We start from the raw sequence: 13,528 nt of genomic DNA on the forward strand, positions 1-13,528 counted from the left end.
CTGCCTTGCTTTAACTTATTAGTTCACATATAATCAGTGTAATAGAAAAAATACTCTGTGCTGTAACATTTTACGGACATTTTTCTGATATGCTATAAGATAGTTCAAAGGAAGTGAAACAATGAAACAGATTTTGATTGTCGAGGACGACAGTTTTTTGAATAAGATGTTAGCTTATAATTTGACTGCTGACGGATACGAGGTGACTTCTGCTCTAAATGTAAGGACGGCCACCGAAATTCTAAATGCACACGAGTTTGATTTGGTCTTGCTTGATGTCAACCTGCCGGATGGAAATGGATATGATTTGTGCAGGTTGATTAAGCCGGAACAGCCGGACACCATTGTAATATTCTTGACAGCCAACGATCAGGAGAGCGATCAAATACGGGGATATGAAGTAGGAGCCGTAGATTATATTACCAAGCCATTTGTTATTGGAGCTTTGCAGCGCAAAATAAAGGCTATGTTTACCATGCTGGAACATCACAAACCTGCAAAGGACATTTACGACGACGGACGATTATTTTTGGATTTCTCCGAACAGGCGGCTACCCTAAATGGAAAGCCGTTGGCGCTATCCCCGATGGAATATAAGATGCTTAACCTGTTCCGTAAGAATCCGAAGCAAGTTCTTACCCGGCAGCAGTTATTGGAAAAGTTATGGGATGCGGAAGAACGCTTTGTAGATGAACATACTTTGACAACCTCTATCAGTCGGATTCGCAGTAAGATCGAAACGGACGGCGGTGCGCCCTATATTAAAACCATTTATGGGATGGGTTATCAATGGATGGGAGGCGAAGCAAAATGAAGATGAACACCATCCCGATTAAATGGCTGTTTTTGGGGGTGTCTATTGTAACAGCACTCATAATGAGCGGTATTACTCTGGTACTGTTTGCGTTGATCCACCAGACTACTATTTTGGTAACTGGCGGTATATTGATCCTCTGCTCATTGATAGGGCTATTGCTTCTGACGCAAACTTTCGGAAAACGGCTTTCTCTGTTTACATCTGATTTGTGTAAAACTTTGGATAACATGATCGACGGAAAAGAAGAACCTGAAATCATAGATGACGGTGAAACTCTTTTAGCGCGGATCAATCATCGGCTTTCCCGACTTTACCAGATTATGCAAGAAAAACGGCGCAAAGTGGACGAGGAACGGCAGGAACTTCAAACTCTGGTGTCAGATATTTCCCATCAGGTAAAGACACCGGTTAGCAATCTGAAAATGGTAGCGGATACCCTGCTGACAAGGGCGGTATCAGAAGCAGAACGTATTGAATTTCTCCGAGGTATTTGTAACCAGACGGATAAACTTGACTTTCTCTTTCAGGCTCTTGTTAAAACATCCCGTCTGGAAACAGGCGTAATTCAGTTGGAGAAAAAAGACGGACGCCTTTTTGAAACTGTTGCCCAAGCTATGAGTGGCATTGTATATGCCGCAGAAAAGAAACAGATTAGTGTTTCAGTAGATTGTCCCGAAAACCTGACGGTTTCCCATGACAGCAAATGGACAGCGGAAGCCCTTTTTAATCTGTTAGACAATGCAGTGAAATATACCCCCATAGGCGGCAAAATTGCCGTGTCTGTAAAACAATGGGAAATGTATGTAGAAATTAAAGTGACTGATACCGGCAAGGGCATTTCTGAAAGCAATCAAGCTGCTATCTTCCGGCGTTTCTATCGAGAGGAAGAAGTACATGAACAGCCGGGCGTGGGGATCGGTTTGTACCTTGCCCGTGAAATTGTGACACGACAAGGTGGCTATATCAAAGTCGTTTCAGCGCCGAAAAAAGGCTCGGAATTTTACATTATGCTCCCTTTGAGGTAAAGAACGGCGGGCAGTCTTTGAGCTGCCCGCCGTTCTTTTTCAAATGTCCCGAAAGTGTAACATTTCAGTCGGATTTTCGATGGAAATTCTTGACCCCTCGGACATTTCTGTGACATTTGAGTTTTACAATAACCTTATCAACAGTCAGAGAACCTTGAAAGGAGTTTTGAATATGAGCGTTTTACAGGTTATTGAACTGAAAAAGTATTATGGTACAAAGCCAAACATTGTGCGCGCTCTTGACAGCGTGAATCTCACTGTGGAGGACGGTGAGTTTGTGGCTATTGTTGGAACATCAGGCAGCGGTAAGTCTACGCTATTGCACATGATGGGCGGACTTGATACGCCCACTTCTGGCAATGTGATTGTCCGAGGCAAAATGCTGGCAAAGATGAATGACGAACAGCTTACCCTTTTCCGCCGTCGCAATATTGGCTTTATTTTTCAAAACTATAACCTTATCCCTATTTTGAATGTCTATGAAAATATCGTTTTGCCGGTAAAACTGGATGGCGATGCCGTGGATAAACATTTTATGTATGAAGTGGTGAAAATGTTGGGGCTGGAAGATAAATTAAAAAATATGCCCAGCAACCTTTCCGGCGGCCAGCAGCAGCGTGTTGCCATCGCCCGCGCTCTGATTACCAAACCGGCTATTATACTGGCTGACGAGCCGACCGGCAACCTTGACAGCAAGACCAGCGCCGAAGTGCTGGGACTTATCAAGCGAACCAGCGCCGAATTTCACCAGACTGTTGTAATGATTACCCATAACAACGATATTGCCCGCCTCTCTGATCGGATTGTTCGTATTGAGGACGGGAAGATCATGGGCTAAGGAGGTGAAGTGTTATGACATGGCCGTTTGAAAATGATACTCATAAAATTGAAAAAAAGTTGGCAAAAAAAAGTTTTCAAGCAAATCGCACAAGAAACATCATTGCTATTATTTCAATTATTTTAACTACAATTCTTTTCACGGGGCTGTTTACTTTACAAAGGGGATTAACAGAGAGTACAGAACGGGCCGACATGATTTTATCTGGCGGGGATGGTCATGCCAGAATCATTGATTTGAACCAGTCTGAGTACGATACCATTAGCACCCATCCTCTAATTCACGAAATTGCGTATTGCCGCACACTTGCTGATAGCGTGGATAACACAGAATTGTCTAAACGAGAAACTCTCTTTTTATATTATGACGATAATGCTCTGAAATATAATTTTATAGAACCTACCAGCGGACATATGCCGAAAGCAGAAAATGAAATTATAGCAGATACGCAGACATTGGAACTTCTTAATGTTCCGCTGTCAGTAGGAGAAAAAATTACATTGGAATTGACCGTACAGGGCCAGAAAATAAAACGTGACTTTATTTTGGCCGGATGGTGGGAAAGCTATCCCGGCGTCTATTATGGAACTATCGTTACGTCTAAATCATATATGCAGGCACATGCAGAGGAAATTCAATATAAGAAAGGCACTGAAACAGGTTCCATTACCGCAATTATTAAATTTGCTAACGCAGATAATGTAAGTGAAGATTTGAAAACCGTTGTAGAAGAAAGTGGTTTTTCTACTAATGTTGATGATGACAAATATATCAATGCGGGGATAAACCCAAAGTATTCATCTTTGAGCAAAACAACTGCAATAGGAACAAATATCGTTCTTGTATGTGCGTTGTTTATGTTTTTGTTGGTAGGATACCTTATCATATATAATATATTTCAAATTTCTGTGTTAAGAGATATTCATTTTTGGGGCCTCTTAAAAACCATTGGTACTTCAGAACGCCAAATTCGCTCAATCATTCGCAGGCAGACATTCCGGCTTTCCGTAATCGGAATTCCTGTTGGTCTGCTGGCGGGTTATTTGATTGGGAAAATATTGCTGCCTATACTGATGAAAGCCAGCGCCTTTTCCGATTATGATGCGATTATATCTCCGAATCCTCTCATTTTTATTGCAGCTTCTTTATTTACCTTTTTGACCGTATGGATCAGTACGAGAAAATCCGAAAAGACAGCGGCAAAAGTTTCGCCCATTGAAGCGGTTAGATATACAGACACCGACCCCGTCTTTGAGAAAAGAAAGAAGCGTCGTATGTATGTTGGAAATATTTGTTGTGCTATGGCATGGGCAAATTTAGGGAGAAACAAAAAGCGTACCGCGCTGGTTGTCCTTAGCCTTTCCTTAAGCATTGTTCTGACCAATACAGTTTTTACGCTTTCCAACAGTGTCAACCCAGAAAAAGCGATTGAAAATTTGATTGGGGCAGAATTTTGTGTGGGACATAATAATCTTCTAAATTATATTGAGATAAACGAAAACAGCGCAATAAGCAAAAGCATGGTGGAGAGTATTCAATCTCAACCCGGCTTTGAAAATGGTGGCTATGAATACGGGTGCCGCGCATCTTATAGGAGCGATACAACACAACAGGTTGTAAACCAGCAGGAGGACGGTTCTTTTGATACCCACATTTACGGATTAGATTGTACGCTCCTTTCTTGGGCAAAATTAGTTGATGGCGAGTTAGATGCAGAAAAGTTGGCATCCGGGCAATATATTTTGGAAGGCGCTTATGTTAATTCCAGAGGTGACATGGATGAAAGCAGCATGAACCATGCCGTAGGTGATACCGTACAGTTATATTGCAATGGCGCGGTTCAAGAATTTACAGTATTAGGACATATCGTTGCAAATGAGGGTAATACCTATGATTGGCTCGGATCGTGCTTCTTCTTGCCCAGTAATATTTATCAGTCGTTCACCGGAAATAATTATGCCATGACGTACCTTTTTAATGTGTATGATGGTTATGAAAATCAAATGAACCGCTTTTTAGAACAATATGTGAGCGAAGTGGAACCGGAAATGGCCTTCCGTTCAAAAGATACGATTATGGATGGTGTTTCAGACATCCAAAACATCATAATTTCCGTGGGCGGCACTATGGCTTTTCTCATTGGAATTATTGGCCTGTTGAATTTTGCCAATACAATATTGACCAGTTTATTCAGCCGCCGTCAAGAATTTGCGTTGATACAAAGTGTAGGTATGACCGGTAAACAGCTTCGCCGTTTGCTTTGCATGGAAAGCTGTTTATATATTATATTCTCTGTTGTAATCGCTGTCCCATTTTGCTTTGCTATTGCCACAGCGGTTGTTCGTCCCGTATGTGAAATGATCTGGTTTTTAAGCTATAACGCAAACTATTATCCAGTAATACTCATTTCAATCATTTTGTTGTTCATCGGTATTTTCATTCCTTGTTTTCTCAATAAATTCATCAGTAAGGAGAGTGTTGTGGAAAGGTTGAAGCGGGGTGAATAACAGTGGGATATAGGAGCAGAAAACCGAAAGGGAAAAGACTTGTTGCAAGATTGGTTTTAACAGCCATATTCATCATGTTTATTATATGCGTTGCTAAGTTGCCCACAATCAATGTGCTACTACAGGAAATATTATCTCCGGGCCAGTCAGCAAGCACAGAATATGGCTGGAATTTGATACTGGTCAACCAAGATTATAAGGTGCCAAAGGATTGGGATATTGAGCTTACAGAGTTGTTCAAGTTTTTTGGTAAATGGAGGTGCTTATCGGGTAGTAAGCAACAACGCTGTCGTCATTTTGGCGGAAAGGGAGAGAACCACCTAATCCCCCAACAGAAAGGAGGAAAAAATATGGAGAAATTTTTTGAGCCTATGTTTGAAAGAGCAGAAGCAAGAGGGGAAGTAAGAGGGGAAGCAAAAGGAGAAAATTCTCTTGCTAAATTAATTGGTTGTTTATTATCAGAAGGAAAGAATGATACAATTAAAGAAGTTGTAGAAAATGAAGAAATAAGACATATATTGTATAAGGAGTATGGTATACAATAGAATTATGCTACAAGGTTTAAAATAATAGAATGCTGTAAACCCGTTTGTGTGATTACCATACAAAGGTTTACAGCATTTTTGAAATTTGATGATAGAATATTGATTCATCAATCATCATTCAAGAAAGAATAGTCATCTTCATTCTCATCAGCCGCAGCAAGAGCATTTATGGATTCCATATCAAGTTCACCGGTGACGAGTTCCTCTTCGGGAGGGGTTTCTGCGGATACAATTTCATTTTCGTCAACATCATCCATAAGCAGGGCTTCCTGTTCACGCCTTGCCATTTCAAGTTTGTAGTGGTTGGTTTCTTCATCTATTCTGATTTCCGAAAGCTCATTTGTATCTATAATTACAGGCTCTTCAACGACTAATTGTACGTATTTTACTACATTTCCCGATACTAATTTGATATCACTTTCCTTTATAAGGTTGATGTCTTTTTTATATGGAAGGTGGTCATATATGGTATTGGTGGGATCCTGCAAATTGCTAAAAGGTCTGAGGGATCTGACAAAATTTTCCTCGTTTATATCAAACACCTGCCTTTCTTAAAATTATTAGGGTGTTAAAAGTATAACACAAAAACTCCCGATTGGCTATAATTAAAATTAGTGATATAATAGAGCTAACAGCAAATTGGGAATATACGGTATTCAAAAAACTTCATTCCCGGATTCCGGCTGAGTAAATGTGATTAGGAGCTGATTTAATGAAAGATTTGATAGTTTTAACAGGACCTACGGCAGTAGGAAAGACATCATTGTCTATAAGCCTTGCAAAGGCAGTAGGCGGAGAAATAATTTCTGCCGACTCCATGCAGGTATATAAATATATGAATATAGGTACTGCTAAAATTACAGAAGAAGAGATGTGCGGTGTTCCAAATTTTCTTATAGACGAACTGGAGCCGGATGAAGAATTTAATGTTACTGTTTTCAAAAATAAAGTAATGAAATATATAGAGGAAATACGATCGAGGGGACATATCCCAATAATAGTGGGTGGAACAGGTTTTTATATCCAATCGGTGATTTATGATATTAACTTTAGTGAATACGGTGATGATAGTGAAGTGAGAAGAAAATATGAAGAAATGGCAGAAACTTTAGGTAAAACAGAGCTTCATAAAAAACTTTCCGAGGCTGATAAGGACTATGCTGATTCAGTTTCTGAAAATAATGTAAAAAAAGTGGTAAGAGCCCTTGCGTTCTATGAAATGACGGGAGAAAAGCTGTCGGTACACAACAAAAAAGAAAGAGAGAGAACCTCGCCATTTGATTTTGCATATTTTGTGCTAACTATGGACAGGAAGAAACTTTATGAAAGAATCGACCATAGGGTTGACCTTATGTTTGAAATGGGACTGGTAGACGAAGTAAAAAGTCTTATGGCAAGAGGCTACAACAAATCTATGGTTTCTATGCAGGGCATAGGCTATAAGGAAGTTATAGATTATCTAAACGGGGAAACAAGTCTTTCGGAATGTATGGATATAATTAAGCGTGACACAAGGCATTTTGCAAAAAGACAGCTTACCTGGTTTAAGAGAGAGAAGGTGGTAACTTATATAAATAAAGATGAATTTGCCACAGAAGATGAATGTTTAAAAGAAATGCTGAGAGTATATAATTCTTAGCTAAAATATGTTATACTTACTTAACAATAAACTTGAGACAAAATGGAGATAAGGTATGAAACTACATTTTATTGGTGCTGATCATGAAGTTACCGGAAGTGCACATTTTTTATCAGCCTGCGGAAAAAATATCCTTGTTGATTATGGTATGGAGCAGGGAATAAATGTGTTTGAAAATGCAGAGCTTCCGGTGTCTCCGTCGGATATTGACTATCTTTTGGTTACACATGCCCATATAGATCATACAGGTATGATACCTGCCCTTTATAAGAACGGATTTAAAGGGGAAATATATGCAACTACTGCTACCTGCGATCTTTGTGACATTATGCTCAGAGATTCTGCTCATATTCAGGAATTTGAGGCGGAGTGGAAGAACAGAAAGAATAAAAGAGCAGGTAAGGAAAAATTTAACCCGCCCTATACTATGGAAGATGTAGAAGGTGTACTTAAACGTTTTAATAAAGTAGATTATAATGAAGAATTTGTGCTTTGTGAGGGAATAACGGTTTCTTTCACTGATGTGGGACATCTTCTCGGTTCTGCCAGTATAAAGATTTCCATAACCGAAGGTGATACTACTAAGGTGATTGTATTCTCGGGTGATATAGGCAACATAAACCAGCCTATAATAAAAGATCCCGAATACACCACAGACGCGGACTATGTAATTATGGAGTCCACCTACGGTGACAGGCTGCATGGAGAAAGAATAGATTATGTAGCTGAGCTTTCGGATATTTTAAATGATACTTTTAGCAGAGGAGGCAATGTTGTCATACCTTCGTTTGCGGTAGGGCGTACTCAGGAAATACTTTATTTTATGAGGAAAATTAAAGAGGACAGGCTGGTTTACGGCTATGACGATTTTGAGGTATTTGTAGACAGTCCTCTTGCTATAGAAGCTACAAATATTTTCAATGAAAACTATGCTGACTGCTTTGATGAAGAAGCAATGGAATTAATCAGGGCAGGTATTAACCCTATCAGTTTCGATGGCCTTAAGACCTCTGTTACAAGTACGGACTCTATTGCGATAAACTTCGATAAAAAACCGAAGGTTATAATTTCAGCCTCGGGAATGTGTGAAGCCGGCCGAATCAGACATCATTTGAAACACAATCTGTGGAGAAAGGAGTGTACGGTACTCTTTGTAGGATATCAGGCAGCAGGCACTCTTGGCCGTATTCTTATAGACGGTGCAGAGAGAGTTAAGCTCTTTGGCGAGGAAATTGAAGTAAATGCTGAGATTAAAGTACTTGCGGGAGTGAGCGGTCATGCTGATAAGAACGGACTGATTTCGTGGATATCGGCCTTTAATCCAAAACCGGATGCAGTATTCATAGTGCATGGTGAGGATAAAGTGGTAGAAAATTTTAGAAAAACCCTGATAGAAGAATACAAACACAATGCTTATGCACCTTACAGCGGTTCAATATATGATCTGGCCTTGGGTGAGTGGGAATATATTGCGGAGCCTATACCTGTTAAGAAAGAGGTTAAATACGTTAAGCACAGGGCTGAGTATGAAAAACTGCTTTGGGCAGGGCAGAAGCTGCTTGATATAATTAATGCAAACAGCGGGCTTGCCAATAAAGATATGAATAAATTTGCGGAACAGATTGAAGCAATTTGTGATAAGTGGAAATAAAATGAGAGGGTGTAAAATATGGCAACTAATGTAAGTGAAAGTACAATGGACAGTGATATAACAAGTAAACTTAACCAGCTTGATATAATTTCCCTTAAGGACGGGCTGACAGGTTTATGGAATAAGAAATATCTGTCTGATAAAGTGGATGACTATGTGGGCGGAGAAAGAAACTCAGGTGTATTGTTTATCATAGACATTGATGAGTTTTCTCAAATAAATGAAAGATACGGTCATATTATGGGTGATGCCTGCCTGGTAAAACTTGCAGGTGTGCTCAGTAACTCATTTAGAGACAGGGATGTAGCATCAAGGATTTCTGCAGATGAATTTGGTGTATTTTTGGTCGGAAATCTGACTTATAAGGATATTAAAAGCATTTCAAGCAAGCTGTTAAAGACAGCCAAAGAAGGCTTTGCCGGAATGAAGCTTGACAGAGATTTTACTATATCTATAGGAATTGCAAAGTCTCCCGCTAACGGCAGTGACTTCCTTTCGCTCTACAGGAAGGCCGTTGAGGCTCTAAGCAGTTCTAAACAGAACGGAAAAAACAGTTTCACTATAGCGGATGAGGACTATTCCAAAAATAAAGTAGTTAATACAAGCGCAGACATGGAGATAGTGAAGCACCTTATTTCCGAGAAGAACAGACCTAACGGAGCTTATAAGGTTGAATATGACGGATTTAAACATATATATCAGTTTGTTTCGAGATATTCTGCCAGAAAAGAAACAGATATTGAAATCATTCTTTTTACAATATCTAAGAAAGACGGAAATATGATAGAACCGATTACGCTTTCTGAGGCAATGTTCGATCTTGAAAACATAATAAAAGTATCCTTAAGGATAGGTGATGTAGCTACCAAATACAGCTCCTGTCAGTACCTGGTTATGCTTATAGGTGCTCATAATGTCAACCCGGAAGATGTAGTCAAAAGAATAGTGAAGAATTATTCTGATTTTGCTGATAAATATAGTATTGTGTTGAAATATGATATTGATTATTCGGTTTTACAAGAGGAAAAATAAGGAATGGAAATAGAAAGAAAATTTTTGGTAAATAAACTTCCCGATAATCTAGAGTCCTGTGATAAGATTGAAATAGAGCAGGGCTATATAAGTAATAAGCCTACAATAAGAATTAGAAAAGCTGATGAAAAGTATATTTTAACGGTTAAGAGCAAGTTTGGTATCCGTAAAAATGAAGGTGATCCTGTAGTGAACAATGAGCATGAGTTTGAAATTACCGAAAAAGAATATGAAAATCTCAAGAAAAAGATTGATGGAAGGGTTTTAAGAAAAACTAGATATCTGATTCCTTTAGAGTACGGACTTATGGCTGAGTTAGATGTATTTAAGGACAGGCTTTGCGGGCTTGTTTTTGCGGAAGTTGAGTTTCCGTCATTGGAAGCGGCCAATAACTTTAAAAAGCCTTATTGGCTGGGAAAAGATGTAAGCGATGATAAAAGATATAGGAATTCAAAGATAGTAAAACTGGACAAATACAGTAAGGAATATTTTGAGGAGAATGTATGAAAATAATTTTATCTCCTGCCAAGAAAATGAAGGTAGACACAGACTTTCCGGAGGTACCCGGAGAGCCTGTGTTTCTTGATGATACAAAGAAAATACTGGCTTGGCTCAAGGAAAGAAGCAGAGAAGAGTTAAAAAATATATGGAAATGCAATGACAGGCTGACTGATGAGAATGTGGAAAGAATTAAAAATATGGACCTGTACAAAGGTCTTACACCTGCAATTTTATCCTATGAAGGTATCGCATATCAGTATATGGCACCTGCAGTCTTTGCTAAGGAACAGCTTAGCTACATACAGAGTCATTTAAGAATATTATCAGCTTTTTACGGTGTACTAAAGCCGATGGACGGTGTAGTACCTTACAGGCTTGAAATGCAGGCAAAAGCAGACATTGATGGAAAGAGAGACCTGTATGAGTTTTGGAAGGATAAGCTGTATAAAGAAGTAAGGGATGAAAGCGGAATTATCATTAATCTTGCTTCCAAGGAATACTATAAATGCATTGATAAATATTTAACAAAAGATGAAAGATTTATTACCTGTGACTTTGTAGAGGAGGTCAACGGAAAATTAGTTACCAAAGGAACCTATGCCAAGATGGTAAGAGGTGAAATGGTAAGGTTTATGGCTGAAGAAAATATAGCTGCTCCTGAGGAAATAAAGAGGTTTGACAGGCTAAATTATAGTTTTAGGGAAGATTTATCAGACAATGGGAAATTTGTGTTTGAAAGGAGAATATCCTAAAATATTTTTAGAGAGAATCATAAAACATTAAGAATTTAGAAAACTATGAATGTAATATAAGACTTTTGCAGCAAATTTTTACATTTAAAATACCTGTTATCTGTATCAAAAACCTCTGGTCTCAGCCTTAGGTATTTTAAGTATAGTTGGCATTATTATAGTGCTTATGGTACAAATCGATCATAAAAATTAAAACAAGAATGAGAGGAAGAAAAATGGGCTTTGTAAATGATTATTTAACAGATGAAGAACAAGAGCTTTTCAGAAAAAAGGCAGTACACTATGGCAATCCTTTGTACAGAGAAAGATGCGGTATATTGGGATACGAACCTTATAGCAAGGTGAAATGTACAGTTGACCGTGAAAAACAAATTTATTTTTTTGATTTAGGATATAAATTTTTTGAGGAAGATCATTATAAGCATGGATTTGGATTTGTGTGGGATGATATGCTCGGTAAAGAGGTGATATTTTTTGAACTAAGTTATAAATTCACCTTTAACGAAGAATATGATTTAATGTGGAAAGGCAAGATAAAATTACCTGACCAATTATATAACGGAGAAGGTGTATCGTTAAAGAATATTATGAAGGCTATAAAAGAAACCATAAGCAATAAGCATGATAAAAAATCATATCAGTCACAATCCAAACCTCAGATTATATTAGACAAAATAAAAGAGGCCATGCAGGTATACGGTTTAAGAGGAGAACCGGGGGTACAAGTACAATTAAATATTGGATTTGATATTTAAAGGAGATGGAGATGGAAAAATATAAATATGATTTTAGACCATTATTATCAGAAATCGATATCAATACAATCGGACTAAAGGATTTGGTTAGAGTGGTAGAAGGACTTTCGGTTAATTGGCTTGTTGAAGATAATAAAGAAATGCCTTTTCCAAATAATTGGATAACATTATTACACAGTGGATATGTTACAATAAACGATTTACCTATACCCGCCATTGTAATTGCGTCTTCACAACCCAATGTAAGAATTTTGGATAAGACTGTTGCTGCCAATTTTTTAACCGGGGTAGAATTTAAAACATTATTGGAAGCTGCAATAGTTAATGATATAAAGAATAACAGCCTGGATTTATCTCTTATTGAAGGGGGTATAGAAAATGCGGCAAATTCAGAGATGCTAAAAAGAATAATTCAGTCAAATAACCCTGATGGTAAAAGCATGGAAATAGCAGTTAAAATTGCTTCGGAAGGTTTCATATATGAGCCAAGAAGAGGAGCTTGGGCAATCATTTCCGGAAAATTTGTAAAAAGTACTCCGATTACTTCTAAAATTGAAATGATAGTGCCGGAAGCTGATAAGAATGGAATCTGGGGACAGACGGAAGTACCTGCTATGTTGGGGGGTCTTGATGAATCCCATAAATAGGAAATTCTACTGTTGAAGAGACGGGAAAACCGAGGACGCTATATATTTCTTTTGTCTTGGAAAACATTGGATGGTAGGTAAATGCAACAAGTATAAAGTGGCCTTTAATTACCAAAGAGGTGTAAAATGAAAAAGAATAAATCTATATTTGCTCCGATAATATCGGGAATTTATAAGAAAATTTCTTGTATGAAAACCGGAACAATCAAAAACAATAACAAACTGCAAGTAACCAAAAGTGAATTTGTAAATGATTATCTAACAGTTGAAGAACAGGAAATGTTTGAGAAAAGGGCTATACCTATGGGAGTATGGTGGCGAGGAAAAGGAGCAATATTGGGGTGTGATCTGCCTAATAAGGTAATATGTACTGTTGATCGCGAAAACCATGTTTATCTCTTTGACCTTGGTATATATCATGATGCATTGGATCTTGATATGTATAACTTTGAACTTGTATGGGATGATGTATTAGGGAATATAGGAGTAACTTTTACTATGAAGTATGAATATACAAGTGAGCGAATTATTGGTGGAGTTGGTCGTAATATCATATGGAAGGATTTTAAACTGAATATGCCGTATGAATTCCACTCAAAAAGGGAACTGGTTATTGTTAAAATCAAAGAGGCAATGCAAACTTATGGAACAACTGGGAGACCTGAAGCACCTATACCAAAATATAAAATAGAATTTGATTTTTAATGAGAAGTGAAACGGGAAAGTATAATTTAAATATGACTCACTGATATCAGGCATTGATACAAATACTGTAGGTCTTAAAGATTTAATAAAGTTAATAGATGAGCTTTAACTTAA

Annotated in this window: 14 protein-coding genes; 13 read left to right on the forward strand and 1 reads right to left on the reverse strand. The window is 38.1% G+C overall.

All coding sequences use genetic code 11. The annotated features are described in order from the left end of the window. Positions 1-121: 121 nt before the first annotated feature. The 5 genes from GCWU000282_RS00390 to GCWU000282_RS16520 all read left to right on the forward strand — a co-directional run bounded on the left by GCWU000282_RS00390 (position 122) and on the right by GCWU000282_RS16520 (position 5,732). The gene (locus GCWU000282_RS00390; RefSeq protein WP_023352985.1) at positions 122-814 is read left to right on the forward strand and encodes a response regulator transcription factor; all 693 of its coding nucleotides are present in this window, start codon (positions 122-124) and stop codon (positions 812-814) included. Next, positions 811-1,842, forward strand: coding sequence for a sensor histidine kinase (locus tag GCWU000282_RS00395; protein WP_023352986.1), 1,032 nt, complete (start codon positions 811-813; stop codon positions 1,840-1,842). The genes GCWU000282_RS00390 and GCWU000282_RS00395 overlap by 4 nt, the downstream gene beginning before the upstream one ends. A gap of 172 nt (positions 1,843-2,014) precedes the next feature. Continuing rightward, the gene (locus tag GCWU000282_RS00400; RefSeq protein WP_035038868.1) at positions 2,015-2,680 is read left to right on the forward strand and encodes an ABC transporter ATP-binding protein; all 666 of its coding nucleotides are present in this window, start codon (positions 2,015-2,017) and stop codon (positions 2,678-2,680) included. Between the two features lie 14 nt (positions 2,681-2,694). Beyond that, positions 2,695-5,187: an ABC transporter permease gene (locus GCWU000282_RS00405; RefSeq protein ID WP_023352988.1), complete on the forward strand. Its 2,493-nt coding sequence runs from the start codon at positions 2,695-2,697 to the stop codon at positions 5,185-5,187. Between the two features lie 350 nt (positions 5,188-5,537). Further along, the gene (locus GCWU000282_RS16520; RefSeq protein ID WP_156913094.1) at positions 5,538-5,732 is read left to right on the forward strand and encodes a hypothetical protein; all 195 of its coding nucleotides are present in this window, start codon (positions 5,538-5,540) and stop codon (positions 5,730-5,732) included. A gap of 107 nt (positions 5,733-5,839) precedes the next feature. Here the strand turns inward: GCWU000282_RS16520 and GCWU000282_RS00415 are convergent, their stop codons facing one another. Beyond that, positions 5,840-6,274 carry a hypothetical protein gene (locus GCWU000282_RS00415; RefSeq protein WP_023352990.1) on the reverse strand — a complete coding sequence of 145 codons (435 nt, stop codon included), beginning with the start codon at positions 6,272-6,274 and terminating at the stop codon, positions 5,840-5,842. A gap of 170 nt (positions 6,275-6,444) precedes the next feature. Between GCWU000282_RS00415 and miaA the strand changes: the two genes are divergently transcribed. The 8 genes from miaA to GCWU000282_RS00455 all read left to right on the forward strand — a co-directional run bounded on the left by miaA (position 6,445) and on the right by GCWU000282_RS00455 (position 13,414). Continuing rightward, entirely contained in the window at positions 6,445-7,371 is a 927-nt protein-coding gene (miaA, locus tag GCWU000282_RS00420; protein ID WP_023352991.1) for a tRNA (adenosine(37)-N6)-dimethylallyltransferase MiaA, read from the forward strand. A 55-nt stretch (positions 7,372-7,426) separates the two neighbouring features. Then, positions 7,427-9,022: an MBL fold metallo-hydrolase RNA specificity domain-containing protein gene (locus GCWU000282_RS00425; RefSeq protein ID WP_023352992.1), complete on the forward strand. Its 1,596-nt coding sequence runs from the start codon at positions 7,427-7,429 to the stop codon at positions 9,020-9,022. 18 nt (positions 9,023-9,040) lie between these two features. Continuing rightward, entirely contained in the window at positions 9,041-10,054 is a 1,014-nt protein-coding gene (locus GCWU000282_RS00430; RefSeq protein ID WP_023352993.1) for a GGDEF domain-containing protein, read from the forward strand. A gap of 3 nt (positions 10,055-10,057) precedes the next feature. Then, positions 10,058-10,561 carry a CYTH domain-containing protein gene (locus GCWU000282_RS00435; protein ID WP_023352994.1) on the forward strand — a complete coding sequence of 168 codons (504 nt, stop codon included), beginning with the start codon at positions 10,058-10,060 and terminating at the stop codon, positions 10,559-10,561. Continuing rightward, positions 10,558-11,307 carry a peroxide stress protein YaaA gene (gene yaaA, locus GCWU000282_RS00440; RefSeq protein ID WP_023352995.1) on the forward strand — a complete coding sequence of 250 codons (750 nt, stop codon included), beginning with the start codon at positions 10,558-10,560 and terminating at the stop codon, positions 11,305-11,307. Before GCWU000282_RS00435 ends, yaaA begins: the two co-directional genes overlap by 4 nt. Before the next feature lie 215 nt (positions 11,308-11,522). Next, positions 11,523-12,062: a hypothetical protein gene (locus GCWU000282_RS00445; protein WP_035038872.1), complete on the forward strand. Its 540-nt coding sequence runs from the start codon at positions 11,523-11,525 to the stop codon at positions 12,060-12,062. Positions 12,063-12,073: 11 nt separating this feature from the next. After that, the gene (locus GCWU000282_RS00450; protein WP_035038875.1) at positions 12,074-12,709 is read left to right on the forward strand and encodes a hypothetical protein; all 636 of its coding nucleotides are present in this window, start codon (positions 12,074-12,076) and stop codon (positions 12,707-12,709) included. 126 nt (positions 12,710-12,835) lie between these two features. Next, positions 12,836-13,414 carry a hypothetical protein gene (locus tag GCWU000282_RS00455; protein ID WP_023352998.1) on the forward strand — a complete coding sequence of 193 codons (579 nt, stop codon included), beginning with the start codon at positions 12,836-12,838 and terminating at the stop codon, positions 13,412-13,414. The last annotated feature ends 114 nt before the right edge of the window (positions 13,415-13,528 follow it).

The sequence above is a fragment of the Catonella morbi ATCC 51271 genome (assembly GCF_000160035.2).
GTDB lineage: Bacteria > Bacillota > Clostridia > Lachnospirales > Lachnospiraceae > Catonella > Catonella morbi.

Excerpts from the sequence above, each read along its gene's own strand:
- GCWU000282_RS00390 (WP_023352985.1), top strand. The coding sequence starts at position 122 with ATGAAACAGATTTTGATTGTCGAGGACGACAGTTTTTTGAATAAGATG.
- GCWU000282_RS00395 (WP_023352986.1), top strand. The coding sequence starts at position 811 with ATGAAGATGAACACCATCCCGATTAAATGGCTGTTTTTGGGGGTGTCT.
- GCWU000282_RS00400 (WP_035038868.1), top strand. The coding sequence starts at position 2,015 with ATGAGCGTTTTACAGGTTATTGAACTGAAAAAGTATTATGGTACAAAG.
- GCWU000282_RS00405 (WP_023352988.1), top strand. The coding sequence starts at position 2,695 with ATGACATGGCCGTTTGAAAATGATACTCATAAAATTGAAAAAAAGTTG.
- GCWU000282_RS16520 (WP_156913094.1), top strand. The coding sequence starts at position 5,538 with ATGGAGAAATTTTTTGAGCCTATGTTTGAAAGAGCAGAAGCAAGAGGG.
- miaA (WP_023352991.1), top strand. The coding sequence starts at position 6,445 with ATGAAAGATTTGATAGTTTTAACAGGACCTACGGCAGTAGGAAAGACA.
- GCWU000282_RS00425 (WP_023352992.1), top strand. The coding sequence starts at position 7,427 with ATGAAACTACATTTTATTGGTGCTGATCATGAAGTTACCGGAAGTGCA.
- GCWU000282_RS00430 (WP_023352993.1), top strand. The coding sequence starts at position 9,041 with ATGGCAACTAATGTAAGTGAAAGTACAATGGACAGTGATATAACAAGT.
- GCWU000282_RS00435 (WP_023352994.1), top strand. The coding sequence starts at position 10,058 with ATGGAAATAGAAAGAAAATTTTTGGTAAATAAACTTCCCGATAATCTA.
- yaaA (WP_023352995.1), top strand. The coding sequence starts at position 10,558 with ATGAAAATAATTTTATCTCCTGCCAAGAAAATGAAGGTAGACACAGAC.
- GCWU000282_RS00445 (WP_035038872.1), top strand. The coding sequence starts at position 11,523 with ATGGGCTTTGTAAATGATTATTTAACAGATGAAGAACAAGAGCTTTTC.
- GCWU000282_RS00450 (WP_035038875.1), top strand. The coding sequence starts at position 12,074 with ATGGAAAAATATAAATATGATTTTAGACCATTATTATCAGAAATCGAT.
- GCWU000282_RS00455 (WP_023352998.1), top strand. The coding sequence starts at position 12,836 with ATGAAAAAGAATAAATCTATATTTGCTCCGATAATATCGGGAATTTAT.